This is a genomic window from Gordonia amarae NBRC 15530 (assembly GCF_000241345.1).
GTDB classification, from domain to species: domain Bacteria; phylum Actinomycetota; class Actinomycetes; order Mycobacteriales; family Mycobacteriaceae; genus Gordonia; species Gordonia amarae.
The window spans coordinates 160,289-176,757 of record NZ_BAED01000020.1 but is presented as its reverse complement, the minus strand read 5'-3'; the positions used below and the strand labels follow the sequence as shown (position 1 = coordinate 176,757).

Genomic DNA, 16,469 nt, shown 5'->3' with positions numbered 1-16,469 from the left:
GGAACGGAGCAAGCAGATGACACACACGGCGAGCACCCAGACCACCGTCGGCGATGCGCAGCGCGTCTGCTTCGTGCTGCAGCTCAAGCCCGAGCGCGTCGAGGACTACCTGGCCGCGCACACCACGGTGTGGCCCGAGATGCTCGACACCCTCCGCGAGGCCGGCTGGCACAACTACTCGCTGTTCCTCCGGGAACGCGACGGCATGGTGGTCGGCTACCTCGAAACCGACGACTTCGCCCGTGCCACCGCACGCATGGAGGCCACCGCGGTCAACGACCGCTGGCAGGCAACGATGGCCGGCTACTTCGCACCCGCAGAACCCGGCGACTCCGGCGCCAACCCCGACACCGTCCGCGATCAGCTCACCGAGTACTTCCACCTCGACTGATCACACTCCCCCACAACATCTTTCATCCACCTGAACCACACACCCGAAGGAACCACCATGAAAATCGGAGCCAAGTCGACGACGGGATGGCGAGCGACCATCTCTGTCGCCATGGCCAACTACATCGAGGCGGGGTCGATCATCGCGATCGCCACCAGCCTCACCTACTGGCAGGACGAGTTCGGCATCACCGACTTCGCCGTCGGCTTGCTCGCCGCTCTCAGCTCCAACGCCTTCGGCGCGGCGGTCGGCGCCGCGATCGGCGGACCGCTCTGTGACCGGTTCGGCCGCAAGGCGATCTACACCTACGACCTGCTGGTGTACATGGCCGGTGTGCTGCTGGCGGCGTGCGCCGTCAACTTCGGCATGTTGCTCATCGCGTTCGTGATCACCGGACTCGCGGTGGGAGCCGGTGTTCCGGCATCGTGGACGTATATCGCTGAGCAGGCACCGAACGACGCGAGAGCCAAACATGTGGGCACAGCCCAGCTCGCCTGGTCCGTCGGGCCACTCATCGGCTTCGCACTCGCGGCCGCACTCGCACCGCTCGGTCTCCTCGGATCCAGGCTCATCTTCCTGCACCTGTTCGTCGTCGCGGCCGTCGTCTGGTGGATCCGGCAGGGTCTACAGGAATCCAAGGTCTGGAAGGAAGAGGGCCAACACGAGACCGCATCGATGAAATCGACTGTGGGAGCGCAGGGTCTGCGCGGCCTGTTCTCCAAGCGGGTCAACATCACCGCGCTGCTGTTCCTCGGCGGCATCTACCTGTTCTGGAACACCGTCGCCGGACAGGCCGGCATCTTCATGCCCCGGGTGTACGAGACCGCCGGGCTCGACAGCACCGTCCAGCAGGACCTGCTGCAGGTGCTCGTGTGGGCGCTGACCGTCGTCGCCACCTACTTCGGTTTCATGAGGTACGCCGACCGTATGTCGCAGCGACTGCTGTTCGTCATCGGCGCCGGTCTGGGCATCGCCGCCTGGATCGTGCTGGTGACCTTCACCGGCGGCGGCCTGCCGACCCTGCTTGTCTTCGCCGTCCTGTGGGGCCTGTCGAGCGGCATCGGTGCGCAGGCGTTCTACGGACTGTGGGCCAGCGAACTGTTCGCCACCCCGTACCGGGCCAGCGCCCAAGGCGTCATGTTCTTCGTGGTCCGCACCTTCACCGGCCTGCTCAGCTTCTTCTTCCCGACGCTGCTCTCGGCCACCGGCCTGGGTTTCGTGGCAACGCTACTCGTGGCCCTGCTGACCATCCATCTGATCATCGGCGCGGTGTGGGCCCCCAATACCCGCGGAAAGTCGTTGCGGCAGATCGAGGTCGAGCGATACGGAGTGCCGGTCTCCGACGCGGCCACCGTGCCGCACGCCCCCTCCACAGTCGATATCCCGGCCCAGTCGGCGGACACCACCGGTGCCCGGCTGACCGTGTGATCGACACCTGATCCGCCACCCGCGGCGACGTAGAGGAATCCGACGCCGCGGGTGGCACCTGAACCCAAGGAACAACCACCATGACCACACCGAATCTCGACCTACTCGACAACCTTGCGATCGAGCTCCCCTCCTGGGCCTTCGGCAACTCCGGCACCCGGTTCAAGGTGTTCGGCACCCCCGGCACCCCCCGTACCGTCCACGAGAAGATCGCCGATGCCGCCAAGGTCAATGAGCTGACCGGGCTGGCCCCCACCGTCGCCCTGCACATCCCGTGGGACAGGGTCGATGACTACGGCGCACTCCGCACCTACGCCCAGGATCTCGGCGTTCGCCTCGGCACCATCAACTCGAACACCTTCCAGGACGACGACTACAAGTTCGGCAGCCTCACCCACACCGACAAAACGGTGCGGCAGAAGGCAATCGATCATCACATCGAGTGCATCGAGGTGATGAACGCGACCGGTTCGCGTGACCTGAAGATCTGGCTCGCCGACGGCACCAACTATCCCGGGCAGGGTGACATCCGCGGCCGGCAGGACCGTCTCGCCGAGTCGCTGGCGACCATCTACCAGCACATCGGCGACGAGCAGCGGCTCGTGTTGGAGTACAAGTTCTTCGAGCCCGCCACCTATGTCACCGATGTCCCGGACTGGGGCACCTCGTACGTGCACGTCACCGCGCTCGGTGAGCGGGCGATGGTCTGCCTGGACACCGGGCACCACGCCCCCGGCACCAACATCGAGTTCATCGTCGCGCAGCTGCTGCGGCTCGGCCGGCTCGGCTCGTTCGACTTCAACTCCCGCTTCTACGCCGACGACGACCTCATCGTGGGCGCGGCGGATCCGTTCCAGCTGTTCAGAATTCTGTTCGAGGTCATCCGCGGCGGCGGGATCGATCTCGGCTCACCGGTGGCGCTCATGCTCGACCAGTGCCACAACGTGGAGGAAAAGATTCCCGGCCAGATCCGTTCGGTGCTCAACGTCGAGGAAATGACAGCGCGGGCGCTGCTCGTCGACACCGATTCCCTGGCCGCGGCGCAGGAGACAGGAGACGTGCTCGGCGCCAACGGAATTCTGATGGACGCCTTCTACACCGATGTGCGTCCGCTGCTGGCCCGGCGTCGCGCCGAGCGCGGACTGCCCACCGATCCGATGGCCGCCTACGCCGCATCGGGTCACGCGGCCCGCATCGCCGAACAGCGCGTCGGCGGCACCCAGTCCTCCTGGGGCGCATGACTCCTCAACGCTGACACACAGACTTTTCGATTCCTCAAGGAGATTCCTCATGACCACCCACCCGACCGTCGCCGCCCTCATCGCGCGATCCAACCGGCTCGGCGCCGACCCGAAGAACACCAACTACGCCGGCGGCAACACCTCCGCCAAGGGCACCGACACCGACCCCGTCACCGGCGACGACGTAGACCTGTTGTGGGTCAAGGGTTCCGGAGGCGACCTCGGCACTCTCACCGACAGCGGCCTGGCGGTGCTGCGGCTGGACCGGCTGCGGGCCCTGGCCGACGTGTACCCGGGCATCGAGCGTGAAGACGAGATGGTTGCCGCATTCGATTACTGCCTACATGGCAAGGGCGGTGCCGCGCCGTCGATCGACACCGCCATGCACGGGCTTGTCGACGCCACGCACGTCGACCATCTGCACCCCGACTCCGGTATCGCCATCGCCACATCGGTCGACGGTGAGGCATTGACGCAGAAGATCTTCGGCGATCGGGTGGTGTGGGTGCCGTGGCGCCGCCCCGGTTTTCAGCTCGGTCTGGACATCTCCGCGATCAAGGCGGCCAACCCGCAGGCCATCGGCTGCATCCTCGGCGGGCACGGCATCACCGCCTGGGGGGATACCTCCGAGGAGGCCGAGTCCCACTCGCTGGAGATCATCGCCGGCGCCGAGGACTACATCGCCACCAACGGGCGACCGCAGCCGTTCGGGCCCGAGATCGAGGGCTACGCGGCATTGTCCGAGGGTGAGCGTCGTGCCAAGGCCGCCGCGCTCGCCCCGTTCATCCGCGGCCTCGCATCGACCGATCGGCCGCAGGTCGGACACTTCACCGACGTCGATCCAGTGCTGGAGTTCGTCGCAGCGCAGGAGCACCCGCGACTCGCGGAGCTGGGCACAAGCTGCCCCGATCACTTCCTGCGGACCAAGGTCAAGCCGCTGGTGCTGGACCTGCCCGCCACCGCGACCGTCGACGAGTGCAAAAGCCGCCTCGCCGAACTGCACGAGGCATACCGGACCGACTACCGCACCTACTACGAGCGGTACGCCGACGCCGACAGCCCCGCGATGCGCGGCGCCGACCCGGCGATCGTCTTGGTCCCCGGCGTCGGAATGTTCAGCTACGGCAAGGACAAGCAGACCGCGCGCGTTGCGGGCGAGTTCTATCTCAACGCGATCAACGTGATGCGCGGGGCCGAGGCGGTGTCGACATACGCGCCCATCGACGAGTCGGAGAAGTTCCGGATCGAATACTGGGCTCTGGAGGAGGCCAAGCTGGCGCGCATGCCCAAGCCGCGGCCGCTGGCGACCCGGATCGCACTGGTCACCGGTGCTGCGTCGGGCATCGGCAAGGCGACCGCGGTGCGGCTGGCCGCAGAGGGTGCGTGCGTGGTCATCGCCGACCTCGACGCCGCGAAGGCGCGGGCAGCCGCCGAGGAGATCGGGTCGAGCGATGTGGCGATCGGTATCGCCGCCGACGTCACCGACGAAGCCGCGGTGCAGAACGCGATCGACGAGACCGTGCTGGCGTTCGGCGGGATCGACCTGGTGGTGAACAACGCCGGGCTGTCCTTGTCGAAGTCGTTGCTGGACACCACCTCCGCCGACTGGGATCTGCAGCACAATGTGATGGCGCGCGGCTCATTCCTGGTGAGCAAGGCCGCAGCCCGCGCCCTCATCGACCAGAAGATGGGCGGTGACATCATCTACGTCTCGTCGAAGAACTCGGTGTTCGCCGGCCCCAACAACATCGCCTACTCGGCCAGCAAGGCCGACCAGGCGCATCAGGTGCGGCTGCTGGCCGCCGAACTGGGCGAGCACGGGGTGAAGGTCAATGGCATCAATCCCGACGGGGTGGTGCGTGGTTCGGGCATCTTCGCCGGCGGCTGGGGTGCCAGGCGGGCCGCGGTGTACGGCGTCGACGAGGAGAACCTGGGCGAGTTCTACGCCCAGCGCACCCTGCTCAAGCGCGAGGTGCTGCCGGAGAACATCGCCAATGCGGCGTTCGCGCTGTGCACCTCCGATTTCTCGCACACCACCGGACTGCACGTGCCGGTCGACGCCGGCGTCGCCGCCGCCTTCCTGCGATGAGTACCGCGACCCGCTCCGCCCAGGTCGCGGCGATCGACCTGGGCGCCACCAGCGGCCGCGTGATGATCGCCAACATCTCCCGGGGCCGTCTCGAACTCGAGCAGGTGGCGCGCTTCGCCAACGATCCGGTGCACCTCTGGAACGGCCGCCGCGGCGCGTTGCACTGGGATCTGCCGGGACTGTTCGGGCAGGCCTGCGCCGGACTCGCCGAGGCCGCCCGCCGGTCGGACAATCTCGTCGGTATCGGCGTCGACTCGTGGGCCGTCGACTACGCGCTGCTGCGCGACGGCCGGATGCTGGGTCTGCCGCACCACTACCGGGACACCCGGACGGCGGTGGGAGTGGAGACAGTGCACGCCGACCTCGATCCGGTTGACCTGTACCTGCGCAACGGCCTGCAGTTCCTGCCGTTCACCACCCTCTACCAACTGGCCGCGGAGAAGGCCGACGGCCTGCTCGACCAGGCCGACAGCGCCCTGCTGATCCCCGACCTGATCAGCTACTGGCTGACCGGGAACCGCGGCACCGAACGCACCAACGCGTCGACCACCGGGCTGCTCGGCGTCAACGGCGAGTGGGATATCGCACTCATGAGGCGACTGGGCCTGCCGCACAACCTGTTCGGCGACCTTGCCGAGCCCGGCACCGACCGCGGCCGGGTGCTGCCCGAGCTGTCAGACAGGATGGGGCTGCCCGGATCAACCCGGGTCACCGCCGTTGCCTCCCACGACACCGCCTCCGCCGTCGCGGCCATCCCCATGGACGCCGACACCGCCGCCTACATCTCCTGCGGCACCTGGGGACTCGTCGGCGTCGAACTCGATTCGCCGAACCTGACCCGCGCCGGCTGGAAGGCCAACTTCACCAACGAGGTCGGCGCCGACGGCCGGATCCGCTACCTGCACAACGTGATGGGCCTGTGGCTGCTCAGCGAGACGATCCGCGAGTACCGGCGCGCCGGCTACCGCGCCGACCTCGGCGAACTGCTCGCCCAGGCCGCCGAGGCGGAGCCCGCCTTCGACGTGTTCGACACCGACGACCCGCGTTTCCTGCCGCCCGGTGACATGCCCGGACGCATCCGCGACTGGTATCTCGAACGCGGCCTGCCCGCGCCGATGACCCGGCCCGAGATGATCCGCGCGATCGTCGAAAGCCTCGCCGCGGCCTTCGCCGGCAGCGTGCGGCAGGCCGCTGAGCTGACCGGAAAATCCGTGGAGACAGTGCACTTGGTGGGTGGCGGCTGCCAGAACCGGCTGCTGTGCCAGCTCACCGCCGACCGACTCGGGCTGCCCGTCCTCGCCGGACCGGTGGAGGCGACCGCCCTGGGCAATGTGCTGATCACCGCGCGTGCCCACAACCTCCTCGACGGCGATCTTGAGGCGATGAGAACTATTGTCGCCAAACATTTCCCGCCCCAACTGTATGCACCCCGCACCCGTGCGCGCCGTCGCACGGTGGTGGGTGCCGGAAAGGCCTGCTGATGACCACACTGCGCAATCCCGCCGCCCGCCGGGTACCGCGGCCGCGTGACCTGGCACCGCTCATGCGGTTCAAGAAGCCCCAATTCGACGCCAGGAAGCGGCGTCTGGACGCCGCGCTCACCATCGAGGATCTGCGGACCATCGCCAAACGGCGCACCCCGAAGGCCGCGTTCGACTACACCGACGGGTCCGCCGAGGCCGAACTGTCCCTGGCACGGGCCCGACAGGCATTCTCCGACATCGAGTTCCGGCCGTCGATCCTGCGGGATGTAGCGAAGGTCGACACCTCGTGCACCATCCTCGGCGGGCGTTCGGAGCTGCCGTTCGGCATCGCGCCCACCGGTTTCACCCGGATGATGCACACCGAAGGCGAATACGCCGGATCCCGGGCCGCGGGCCGCGCCGGCATCCCGTTCTCGCTGTCGACGATGGGCACCGCCTCGATCGAAGACGTGAAGATCGCGAATCCACATGGACGCAACTGGTTTCAGCTGTACATGTGGAAAGACCGGGAACGGTCGATGGCGCTGGTCGACCGGGCGGCCAAGGCCGGATACGACACGCTGCTGGTGACCGTCGACGTGCCCGTCGCCGGGGCCCGCCTGCGCGACAAACGCAACGGCATGTCGATCCCGCCCGCCCTGACCGCCAAGACCGTGCTCAACGCGCTGCCCCGGCCGCACTGGTGGATCGACTTCCTCACCACCGAACCGCTCGCGTTCGCGTCACTGGACCGCTGGTCGGGGACGGTCGCCGAACTGCTGGACACCATGTTCGACCCGACCGTCACCTTCGACGACCTGGCCTGGATCAAGAGCCAGTGGCCCGGCAAGGTCGTCGTCAAGGGCATCCAGACCGTCGACGACGCGGTAGCCGTCACCGAGCTGGGCGTCGACGGGATCGTGCTGTCCAACCACGGCGGCCGCCAGCTCGACCGGGCACCGATCCCGTTCCACCTGCTGCCCGACGTGGCACGCGAGGTGGGTGAGCACTCCGAGATCATCCTCGACACCGGCATCACCTCCGGCGCCGACATCGTCGCCGCCGTCGCGCTCGGCGCACGGTTCACCCTCATCGGACGGGCGTACCTGTACGGCCTGATGGCCGGCGGCGAGGCGGGTGTCGACCGGGCCATCGCGATCCTGTCCGAGCAGATCGAGCGCACCATGCGCCTGCTCGGCGTGGCCTCGCTCGACGAACTCACCCCCGGCCACGTCGTCCAGCTCGAACGGCTGGTGCCCCGGGCACGCTGACCGGTCACGCCGCCCCTGGGGCTGGTCTGGTCCAATGAAGGCATGGGAGCGAGCATGCGTGACGTCGCCGCCGCCGCGTCGGTGTCGGTGGGCACCGTGTCCAACGTGCTCAACTCCCCCGACAAGGTGGCGCCGGCGACGGTCGCGCGGGTTCTCGCGGCCATCGAGAAGCTGGGGTTCGTGCGCAACGACGCCGCGCGGCAGCTGCGCGCCGGGCGGTCCCGCTGCGTGGGTCTGGTGGTGCTCGACGTCGGCAACCCGTTCTTCACCGACATCGCCCGCGCCGCAGAGAAGCGGGCAGGCGACCATGACCTGACGGTACTGCTGGGTACTTCCGACGACGATGTGTCGCGGGAGCAGGCCTATATCGACACGTTCGATGAGCAGCGGGTGTTCGGGCTGCTGGTCACCCCCATCGGCGACGACCTGAGCCGCCTCCACGCGCTGCGCCGCCGCGGCACGCCGGTGATCCTCGTCGACCGAGACGGTACCGGCACACCGTTCGACTCCGTCGCCGTCGATGACATCGCGGGCGGGCGTCTTGCCGTGTCGCATCTGTGCGAGATCGGGCGGCGGCGCATCGCGTACGTCGGCGGCCCGTCGACGCTGCGGCAGGTCGCCGACCGTCGCCGGGGGGCCGAGGGTGCCGTCGCCGAGGTTCCGGGGGCGACGCTCGAGGTGATCGACACGGCCGCGCCGAGCGTGCTTGCCGGACGGGAGGCCGGAGCCGCATTGTTGCGACGCGATCGCGCCGACCGGCCCGATGCGGTGTTCTGCGCCAACGACCTGTTGGCCCTCGGCGTCCTGCAGGCGTTCACCACGGGCGGCGCGTCGGTGCGGGTTCCCGAGGAGATCGCCCTCATCGGATACGACGACATCGCCTTCACCGACTCGGCCGTCGTACCGCTGTCGTCGATCCGGCAGCCCACCGCCCGGATCGGTTCCACCGCAATCGATCTGCTGATAGCCGCCAATACCGCACCGGCCAAGCATGTTCCGTCGAATCCGGTGTTCCAGCCCGAACTCGTGGCCCGGGCATCAACGCTGGGTGACATCTGGGACACAATGTCCCACCATGGAGACCCCCAACGTGGAATTCCCCAAGGCCGAAACCTTTGACGTCCTGATCGTCGGCGCCGGGCTGTCGGGTATCGACGCGGCGTACCGGCTGCGTGAGAAGAACCCCGGCCTGAGCTATGTGATCCTGGAGAACCGCGAACGGATCGGCGGCACCTGGGACCTGTTCACCTACCCGGGCATCCGCAGCGACTCGGACATCTTCACGCTCAGCTTCCCGTGGAATCCGTGGCGGGGGAACCGGCTGATCGCGCAGGGCCACGAGATCCGGCAGTACCTGGAGGACTCGGCCCGCGACTTCGGGATCGCGCCGCACATCCGGTTCCGCACCGAGGTGGTGGCCGCGAACTTCGACACCGGCACCGACTTGTGGACCGTCGACGTGCGCATCGACGGCGAACCGGCCACCTATCAGGCCCGGTTCCTGTACAGCTGCACCGGCTACTTCCGGTACGACGCCGGCTACCTGCCCGAGTTTCCCGGCAGGGCCGACTTCACCGGCACCGTGGTGCACCCGCAGTTCTGGCCGGCCGACCTCGACTACGCCGGCAAGAGGGTGGTGGTGATCGGCAGCGGTGCCACCGCGGTCACACTCATCCCGTCGATGGCCCCGACCGCCGGGCACGTGACCATGCTGCAGCGTTCACCCACCTATCTGTTCCCGTACCCGTGGACCGACCCCATCACCACCGGGCTGCAGAAGGTGTTGCCACGGCAGTGGTCGCACGACATCACCCGCTACCGGAACATGCTGATCACGCTGGGCATCTTCCTGTTCTGCCGTGGTTTCCCGAAGGCGGCGCGGCGGCTGTTCCGCGCGATCGCCCGGCGTCACCTGCCCGAGGGCTATCCGGTGGACACCCACTTCAAGCCCGCCTACCAGCCGTGGGACCAGCGTCTGTGCATCATCCCGGACGCCGACTTCTACAAGGCGATCGCCGACGGGTCGGCCGAGGTGGTCACCGACACCATCGAGACCTTCACCCCGACCGGTATCCGGCTCACCTCCGGCAAGCAGCTCGACGCCGACATCATCGTCACCGCGACCGGCCTGGACCTGATCGCGTTCGGCGGCGTCGACCTGAGTGTCGACGGCGAGGCCGTGCAGCCGGGTGAGAGGTACGCCTATCGCGGCTACATGCTCAACGACGTCCCGAACTTCGCGTGGTCGGTGGGCTACACCAACGCCTCATGGACGCTGCGCGTCGACCTCACCAGCAAGGCCGTCGCCGAGTTGATCGGGCATATGCGAGCGCACGGCTACACCCGCGCCTACCCGACCCTCGACGGCGCGAAGCCGCCGACGCATCCGCTGCTCGAACTCGATTCGAGCTACGTACAGCGGGCCGGGTCGCGGCTGCCGAAGGCCGCCGACACCGCGCCCTGGCAGGTCCGGCACAACGCGATCATCGACGCCGTCGACGCCCGCCGCTACGACGTCACCGAGAAGATGGTCTTCGCCTGAGACACTGCCTACGATGACCGTGTGGTCGATTCGGATGATCCCGTGGAGACGCTGCGGCGCTGGACCGACGTCGGTGGCACCTGGCGGGTGCACGGACGTCGCCGGGACACCCTGATCATCGGGCTGTACCGGTGCGACGGCGGCGAGGAGGTGGACCGGCTGATCTCGGCCGACCCGGACCTCCTGCGTTACGTCGGAGACCGCACCGACAGCGAGGCCTGAGCGCCTACCGCAGTTCCCCGATCTCGCGTTCGATGTTGGCCCGGGCCACCGACTCCCACCTTTGGTTGGCCGGTGCAGATACGAAAATTCTTGGGCGACTCAGGAACTCGGTGAGCAGTTCGGCGCGCTTGGTCCGGAAGATCTCCGCCGGAACCTGACTGAACTCGGCCTGGATGTTCGCGGCGTACTCGTCGTACCGGACGGCATCGGCCCCCAGCACCGCGAAGTCGGCATCCGACAGCGCGACCCCGTTGCGGTCGTCGGCGGCCGGTTCGTGGGTCTTGGTCAGTTCCACGAGACGGGCCACCTCGTCGCGGTCCGGGTCGCCTGCGAGCAGCTCGCGGGCCAGGTCCGCGGAGTCCTCCTCGTTGGTCGCGCTGAACGGCTCGTAGACGGCGTCGTGGAACCATGCGGCCAGGACCACCGGCCGCTCATCGAAGGCGACGCCCGCCTCGCGCAGCACCCCGAGCGCGGCGAGGACCTCGTCGAGATGCCGCTGATTGTGGTGATGCCGGTGCGGCTCGTTCCACCGTGCTGTCAGCTCGGTCCTGATGGCGTGGGAAATCTCGACATCCATGTCCGGATGCTAGCGGCAGCGTCAACCTCGTTGTCTTTCGGCTGCGGACAGGTCAGTTCGGTGTTGACAGCCGCCCGAACCGGTGCCATGGTTAATTAGTCAAGTAACTAACCAACGAACGGAGTGGGACGATGATCGACGATGGGCGGGCGATCTTCCAGCAGATCGCCGATCACGTCGCCGATTCGATCATCGACGGCACCCTCGAGGAGGACACGAAAGCGCCGTCGACGAATGAGCTGGCCGCCTTCTACCGGATCAATCCGGCCACCGCCGCCAAAGGCATCAATCTGCTGGTGGACAAGGGCGTACTGACCAAAAGGCGCGGGATCGGCATGTTCGTCGCCGTCGGCGCCAGAGAACTTCTGCGCAGGGAAAGGCAAGACGTGTTCGCCGATCGCTACCTCAAACCGTTGCTCATCGAAGCCCGCCGCCTGGGCCTGAGTCCCGACGACGTCATCGCCCTGATCGGTCAACAGACCGCCACCGCCGCAGCATCGACCGCAAGGAGTTGAGCGACATGAAATCCACCGCAGTCCCGGCGATCAGCGTCAGCGGGCTCACCAAGCGCTACGGCAGGAATGTGGTCCTCGACGGCGTCGACTTCACCCTCGACGAGGGCGTGATCTGCGGATTGTTCGGCCGCAACGGCTCGGGCAAGACCACCATCATGTCGATCCTGACCGCGCAGAACTTCCCGTCCGGCGGGCAGATCCGGATCTTCGGGGAGGACCCGTACGAGAATCCGCGGGTGCTGCCGCGCATGTGCTTCGTCCGGGAGAACCAGAAATATCCCGACGACGCGCGCCCACACCATGCGTTCGAGATGGCCCGGCTGTTCTACCCGAACTGGAACGACGAGTTGGCCAACGAACTCGTCGACGCGTTCAACCTGCCGAGGTGCACCCGGATCAAGAAATTCTCCCGTGGCCAGTTGTCGGCGGTGGGGGTGATCATCGGCCTCGCCTCACGCGCCGACATCACCTTCTTCGACGAGCCCTACCTCGGCCTGGACGCGATCGCCCGGCAGACCTTCTACGACCGGTTGCTCGCCGACTACGCCGAACACCCGCGCACCATTCTGCTGTCGAGCCACCTGATCGACGAGATCGCCGACCTCATCGAACGGGTACTCGTGGTCGACGGCAAGCGAATCGTCGTCGACACCGAGGCCGACGAACTGCGCGCGCAGGCCTTCTCGATCGTCGGCAAGGAGTCCGCCGTCGACGAGTTCGCCGCAGGCCGTGAGGAATTGCACCGGGAGCGGCTCGGTCCGGTGGCGTCGGCGACGATCCGCGGCCACATCACCGACGACGACCAGGCCCGCATCGCCGCATTGGGCCTGACCTCGGGTCCGGTCTCCATGCAGGAGCTGATCGTCCGGATGACCCAGCACTACAGCGAAGGAGCACTCCGATGACCATCACCCACGCGGCCGTACCCACACTGACAGCCGAACCGGCGATGCCGAACAGGACCCTGACGGTGATCCGGATGCAGCTGATCAACCGGATGACCTTCATCTGGATGCCGGCGGCGATCCTGTGGTCGTCGTTCGCGGTGTCGATGGCGGTGTACGGGATCGTGATCGGAGCGGCGGGCGACGGCGCGGCCCCGATCTACGGCGGCGGATCGCAGGCCCCGCTCTGGTATTTCGCCGCCGTAGGTGTGCAGGCGATGACGCTGACATTCCCCTTCTCACAGGCGATGAGTGTGTCCCGGCGCGAGTTCTACGCGGGCACGCTGCTGACGGCGGGGATGTCGGCGCTGGGACTGTCCGTCATCTACCTCATCGGTGGACTGATCGAAAAGGCCACCGACGGATGGGGTTTCGAAGGGTACTTCTTCTACCTGCCGTGGATCTGGGAACAGGGTCCGGTGGTCGCGATGATGCTGTTCCTCGTCACGTCGATGCTCGCCTTCATCCTGGGATTCTGGGCGGCCACCATCTACAAGCGGTTCGGATTCCCCGCCGTGATCGTCGCGCTCATCGGATTGCTCGTCCTGGCGATTCTCGTTTCCGGGGCCATCACGATGGCTGACGGCTGGCCGTCCGTCGGTCGGTGGCTGTCCGACGTCCGGCCGCTGACCGTCACCGGTATCGCGGCGGCAGCCTGTGTCCTGTTCGGGGGCGTCTCCTACCTGACACTCCGGCGGGCCACGCCGTCGTAGCGCCACCCCTGCCCAAAACCCCACGTATAAGGGTTGGCATCGCAATTATGTTGATGCCGACCGTTATACGTGGGGTTTTGGGCAGGGGATGGCGGAGTGCTACCGCTTGATGAGCGGACTCCGGACGACGTGACCGCCCTCGGCGCGGTCGGCGGAGTCGAAGAAGTCCTCGCGGTAGATGTCGCGGGGGAACAGCCGCGCCTGCATGAGTGCCTTCATCGTGTCCTCGACCATGGCCGGGTTGCCGCAGATGTAGGCGGAATTGCCGCCGGCCCGGGGGAAGTCCTCGGCGAGCAGTTGCGGCACCCTGCCCTGCCGGCCGTCGAACTCCTCGCGAGAGACCGCGGGCCGGTAGGAGAACCAGTCCCGCTCGTCGGCGAACTCGGTGAGCCAGTCGTGTTCATAGAGATCGGCACCGGTGGCGACGCCGTGGAACAAGACGACGTCGTGCTCCCACTCGCCCTCGTCATCGAGTTCGGCGACGTGCTGCAGGATCGACTTCAACGGCGCCAGGCCGGTCCCACTGCCGAGCAGGATGAGCGGTTTGTCCTTGGTCGGGTGAAAGAAGAACTGCCCGTACGGGCCGGACAGGGTGACGGCGTCCCCGGCCGCGAGATCCTTGAAGATCCAGCCGTCGGTGGCGGCCCCTCCCTCGGATCGCTTGATGTGCAGTTCGATTCGCGACGGGTCGCTCGGCGTGCTCGCGATGGAGTACGGCCGGTTGTCACCGCCGGGAAGGTTCAGCTGCACATACTGTCCCGGGTTGAACGGCATCGGCTCGGTCAGCTCGATGACCAGCCGCTTGACGTTCGGGGCGGGCTCGTCGAGGACGGTGACGGTGCCGGAGAAGTCGCGCACCGGATAGATCTCGATGCCCTCCTCCAGCTCGATGTCACCCTCGATGACGATGTCCTCCTTGGGTTTTGCCACACACATCAGCGCGAAACCGTCGTCGCGATCGCTCTCGAGCAGTGCGTACGGTGAGGCGTCACCGAAGTCAACCTCGCCGTCGAGCACCTCCGCCTTACAGGTGCCGCACGTTCCGTGGGTGCAGGCGTGTGGCAGCCACACACCGTTGCGCAGGCAGGCGTCGAGGACGGTCTGGTCGGCGCGGCAGTTCAGTTCGGTGCCGAGGGGTTCCACTGTCACAGTGAAGGTTTCGGACATGGTCGCTCAGCTCGCGGTGGTGAACTTCAGCAGCGACTTGTGTCCCACACCGGCATCGGTCAGTGAGGTGCCGTCGTCCGGGGCGAACGCCTCCCCGCCGAGCGTCCACCCGGTGATCGTCCCGGGGTCGAAGTCGGGATCGGTTGCCGCCCAGGGATGTACCACGTCGGTGACGAAGGTTCCCCACGGCATGCCCTGGGGTACCCGGACCGCCGCCGCGGAACAGAACAACAGGTTGCCGATCCAGTGGACGTACACGATCTGGTCGTCGCCGAACAGTTCGGCGCGGTCGGCGGCCGGATAGTCGTACTCGTACAGTGCCTTGACAGTCATCTCTCATGCCCCTGTCTCTGCTGCGGCCGCTTGCGCGGGTGTATCCGCGGGTTCGCCGCCATGCCATTCGATCCACGACCGGTGATCGCGGGAGCCCTTGTACTCGCCGTTGTCACCTTCCTGGACGCCATACCATTCGAGGACCTCGGGAACGGTCGGACCACCGCAATTGCCTTGCAGGATCTGATGAACCGGCAGCCACGCCTGAATGTACTTCTCGGGCTCACGCTCGAAGATCCACAGGCAGCCGTCGCTGCAGCAGTGGTAGGTCTCGCCCTTGAATTCGGTGCTGCGGAAGGAGATCGTGGTGGGGTCGTCGGGCTCGGTGAAGGCCATCGGCACCTGGCACACCTGGCACAGTTGCGGCAGTCCCTGGAAGAAGACGCGGCCACCGTTCTCCTCGATGCGGCGATGCTTCTCCCAGGTGGGTGCGTAGTACTCGTCGAAGGTCTGCCCGTACTGCTCGGACAGCCACGCCATCTTCTCCTCGCTGGGCGTCTGGGTGGTGAATGACGCGGCGAACGAGAAGTTGTGCAGGATCTTGTACACCTCGTGCGAGAGCTTGTCCTTCTCGGCGACGGCGTCGGCGACGTGGCGTGGCGGTTTGATGCCGTAGAACTCCAGGTCGGGGAACAGCCCGCCGAGCATCTGCTGCTCGAAGTACAGCTCGAACGCCTCCTTCCAGCTCATCACCGGCTTGGGCAGCATATAGTCCATCATCCCGGCCACCAGCGCCGACATCCGGTACGCCCGCCAGAACCACTTGTCGACCCATTCCTGGATGATCGGCACGTTGCCCTCGTCCTGTTCGAGCAGGAACTTGATCGCCTCGAGACCGAGCGTCATGTGCCGGCTCTCGTCGGACTGCGCCGAGAATCCGAAACTCATCGTCGGCATGTCGCCGTTGAAGCTGGCGCCCGACATGAACGGCACGAACAGCAGGTTGGTCAGCAGGTATTCGAAGCTGAACGAGATCGAGATGAGGAATTCGAACGGGCCCGCGGTCATCGCATCGTCGAACAGCGACTTGGGCACCGACAGGTACCAGACGCGGTCGTGCATCTGCGAGAAGGAGTGGAAACCGTCGTAGTACTTGTTGTAGTTGCTGATCGTGTGGATCTGCGTCTGGCAGTGGCGCAGTTCGTCGACGCTCTGGCACAGCGCCGCGAACCGGGGGGCCGGGCCCTCCAGGTACCGTGCAAGATAGGCGAAGTGGCGGTGCGCCTGGTATTCGAGCGGGGTGACGCCCTGAATGAACAGCTTGATCGCGTTCAGGTATGAGGCGTCGGAGAGCGACAGGTGCCCCTGGCTCTGCGCGAACGAATCAAGCACCGCGTACAGGCGCTTGTCCTTCTCGGCCTGGTATTTGAAGTAGGCATCGACGGTCAGCCGGAACGGATCCTCCCAGCCGTCCCAGTCGTGGACCTTGATGCCCTCGTAGGAGGTGTAGGGGTACAGCTTGTCGCGGTCGACGTACGACGGTTCCCAGTCGAGGTCTCGGGTGAGCAGCGAATACCGCTGCTTCATGGGGAGTTTCTTGGCGCGGCGGGGTGCTTTCGCGGTGGTCATCAGT

16 protein-coding genes are annotated in these 16,469 nt (G+C 66.7%); 12 read left to right on the top strand and 4 right to left on the bottom strand.

Translation table 11 applies throughout. From position 1 onward, the window contains the following. The first annotated feature begins 16 nt into the window (after positions 1-16). The 9 genes from GOAMR_RS05815 to GOAMR_RS05775 all read left to right on the top strand — a co-directional run bounded on the left by GOAMR_RS05815 (position 17) and on the right by GOAMR_RS05775 (position 10,647). Entirely contained in the window at positions 17-391 is a 375-nt protein-coding gene (locus GOAMR_RS05815) for an L-rhamnose mutarotase (protein ID WP_005184034.1), read from the top strand. Positions 392-448: 57 nt separating this feature from the next. Beyond that, positions 449-1,819: an MFS transporter gene (locus tag GOAMR_RS05810; RefSeq protein WP_005184033.1), complete on the top strand. Its 1,371-nt coding sequence runs from the start codon at positions 449-451 to the stop codon at positions 1,817-1,819. 80 nt (positions 1,820-1,899) lie between these two features. Beyond that, positions 1,900-3,060, top strand: coding sequence for an L-rhamnose isomerase (gene rhaI / locus GOAMR_RS05805; RefSeq protein WP_005184023.1), 1,161 nt, complete (start codon positions 1,900-1,902; stop codon positions 3,058-3,060). Between the two features lie 49 nt (positions 3,061-3,109). Beyond that, positions 3,110-5,149, top strand: coding sequence for a bifunctional rhamnulose-1-phosphate aldolase/short-chain dehydrogenase (locus GOAMR_RS05800; protein ID WP_005184020.1), 2,040 nt, complete (start codon positions 3,110-3,112; stop codon positions 5,147-5,149). Then, positions 5,146-6,630, top strand: coding sequence for a rhamnulokinase (locus GOAMR_RS05795; RefSeq protein WP_005184018.1), 1,485 nt, complete (start codon positions 5,146-5,148; stop codon positions 6,628-6,630). The genes GOAMR_RS05800 and GOAMR_RS05795 overlap by 4 nt, the downstream gene beginning before the upstream one ends. Continuing rightward, complete coding sequence (locus GOAMR_RS05790; RefSeq protein ID WP_005184016.1) at positions 6,630-7,883, top strand: alpha-hydroxy acid oxidase; 1,254 nt, start codon at positions 6,630-6,632, stop codon at positions 7,881-7,883. Before GOAMR_RS05795 ends, GOAMR_RS05790 begins: the two co-directional genes overlap by 1 nt. Before the next feature lie 42 nt (positions 7,884-7,925). Further along, on the top strand, positions 7,926-9,002 hold the full coding sequence (locus tag GOAMR_RS05785) for a LacI family DNA-binding transcriptional regulator (protein ID WP_083836864.1): 1,077 nt from the start codon (positions 7,926-7,928) through the stop codon (positions 9,000-9,002). Continuing rightward, positions 8,959-10,425: a flavin-containing monooxygenase gene (locus GOAMR_RS05780; RefSeq protein ID WP_005184013.1), complete on the top strand. Its 1,467-nt coding sequence runs from the start codon at positions 8,959-8,961 to the stop codon at positions 10,423-10,425. The genes GOAMR_RS05785 and GOAMR_RS05780 overlap by 44 nt, the downstream gene beginning before the upstream one ends. Positions 10,426-10,446: 21 nt before the next feature. Continuing rightward, the gene (locus tag GOAMR_RS05775; protein WP_040514479.1) at positions 10,447-10,647 is read left to right on the top strand and encodes a hypothetical protein; all 201 of its coding nucleotides are present in this window, start codon (positions 10,447-10,449) and stop codon (positions 10,645-10,647) included. 4 nt (positions 10,648-10,651) lie between these two features. Here the strand turns inward: GOAMR_RS05775 and GOAMR_RS05770 are convergent, their stop codons facing one another. After that, complete coding sequence (locus GOAMR_RS05770) at positions 10,652-11,224, bottom strand: HD domain-containing protein (RefSeq protein WP_005184009.1); 573 nt, start codon at positions 11,222-11,224, stop codon at positions 10,652-10,654. 131 nt (positions 11,225-11,355) lie between these two features. Here GOAMR_RS05770 and GOAMR_RS05765 point away from each other — a divergent pair, with 131 nt between their 5' ends. Genes GOAMR_RS05765 through GOAMR_RS05755 form a run of 3 tightly spaced genes read left to right on the top strand, consistent with a single transcriptional unit; the run spans position 11,356 to position 13,396 of the window. Next, the gene (locus GOAMR_RS05765) at positions 11,356-11,739 is read left to right on the top strand and encodes a GntR family transcriptional regulator (RefSeq protein WP_005184008.1); all 384 of its coding nucleotides are present in this window, start codon (positions 11,356-11,358) and stop codon (positions 11,737-11,739) included. A 5-nt stretch (positions 11,740-11,744) separates the two neighbouring features. Beyond that, entirely contained in the window at positions 11,745-12,644 is a 900-nt protein-coding gene (locus GOAMR_RS05760) for an ABC transporter ATP-binding protein (protein ID WP_005183998.1), read from the top strand. Continuing rightward, positions 12,641-13,396, top strand: a complete 756-nt coding sequence (locus GOAMR_RS05755; protein WP_005183996.1) for a hypothetical protein — start codon at positions 12,641-12,643, stop codon at positions 13,394-13,396. The genes GOAMR_RS05760 and GOAMR_RS05755 overlap by 4 nt, the downstream gene beginning before the upstream one ends. Positions 13,397-13,495: 99 nt before the next feature. Here the strand turns inward: GOAMR_RS05755 and GOAMR_RS05750 are convergent, their stop codons facing one another. Genes GOAMR_RS05750 through GOAMR_RS05740 form a run of 3 tightly spaced genes read right to left on the bottom strand, consistent with a single transcriptional unit; the run spans position 13,496 to position 16,465 of the window. Then, the gene (locus tag GOAMR_RS05750) at positions 13,496-14,545 is read right to left on the bottom strand and encodes an NADH:ubiquinone reductase (Na(+)-transporting) subunit F (RefSeq protein ID WP_244427275.1); all 1,050 of its coding nucleotides are present in this window, start codon (positions 14,543-14,545) and stop codon (positions 13,496-13,498) included. Between the two features lie 24 nt (positions 14,546-14,569). Further along, positions 14,570-14,896, bottom strand: a complete 327-nt coding sequence (locus GOAMR_RS05745; protein WP_005183991.1) for a phenol hydroxylase subunit P4 — start codon at positions 14,894-14,896, stop codon at positions 14,570-14,572. A 3-nt stretch (positions 14,897-14,899) separates the two neighbouring features. Then, entirely contained in the window at positions 14,900-16,465 is a 1,566-nt protein-coding gene (locus GOAMR_RS05740; RefSeq protein ID WP_005183989.1) for a YHS domain-containing protein, read from the bottom strand. Positions 16,466-16,469 lie beyond the last annotated feature (4 nt).

Excerpts from the sequence above, each read along its gene's own strand:
- GOAMR_RS05815 (WP_005184034.1), top strand. The coding sequence starts at position 17 with ATGACACACACGGCGAGCACCCAGACCACCGTCGGCGATGCGCAGCGC.
- GOAMR_RS05810 (WP_005184033.1), top strand. The coding sequence starts at position 449 with ATGAAAATCGGAGCCAAGTCGACGACGGGATGGCGAGCGACCATCTCT.
- rhaI (WP_005184023.1), top strand. The coding sequence starts at position 1,900 with ATGACCACACCGAATCTCGACCTACTCGACAACCTTGCGATCGAGCTC.
- GOAMR_RS05800 (WP_005184020.1), top strand. The coding sequence starts at position 3,110 with ATGACCACCCACCCGACCGTCGCCGCCCTCATCGCGCGATCCAACCGG.
- GOAMR_RS05795 (WP_005184018.1), top strand. The coding sequence starts at position 5,146 with ATGAGTACCGCGACCCGCTCCGCCCAGGTCGCGGCGATCGACCTGGGC.
- GOAMR_RS05790 (WP_005184016.1), top strand. The coding sequence starts at position 6,630 with ATGACCACACTGCGCAATCCCGCCGCCCGCCGGGTACCGCGGCCGCGT.
- GOAMR_RS05785 (WP_083836864.1), top strand. The coding sequence starts at position 7,926 with ATGGGAGCGAGCATGCGTGACGTCGCCGCCGCCGCGTCGGTGTCGGTG.
- GOAMR_RS05780 (WP_005184013.1), top strand. The coding sequence starts at position 8,959 with ATGGAGACCCCCAACGTGGAATTCCCCAAGGCCGAAACCTTTGACGTC.
- GOAMR_RS05770 (WP_005184009.1), bottom strand. The coding sequence starts at position 11,224 with ATGGATGTCGAGATTTCCCACGCCATCAGGACCGAGCTGACAGCACGG.
- GOAMR_RS05765 (WP_005184008.1), top strand. The coding sequence starts at position 11,356 with ATGATCGACGATGGGCGGGCGATCTTCCAGCAGATCGCCGATCACGTC.
- GOAMR_RS05760 (WP_005183998.1), top strand. The coding sequence starts at position 11,745 with ATGAAATCCACCGCAGTCCCGGCGATCAGCGTCAGCGGGCTCACCAAG.
- GOAMR_RS05755 (WP_005183996.1), top strand. The coding sequence starts at position 12,641 with ATGACCATCACCCACGCGGCCGTACCCACACTGACAGCCGAACCGGCG.
- GOAMR_RS05745 (WP_005183991.1), bottom strand. The coding sequence starts at position 14,896 with ATGACTGTCAAGGCACTGTACGAGTACGACTATCCGGCCGCCGACCGC.
- GOAMR_RS05740 (WP_005183989.1), bottom strand. The coding sequence starts at position 16,465 with ATGACCACCGCGAAAGCACCCCGCCGCGCCAAGAAACTCCCCATGAAG.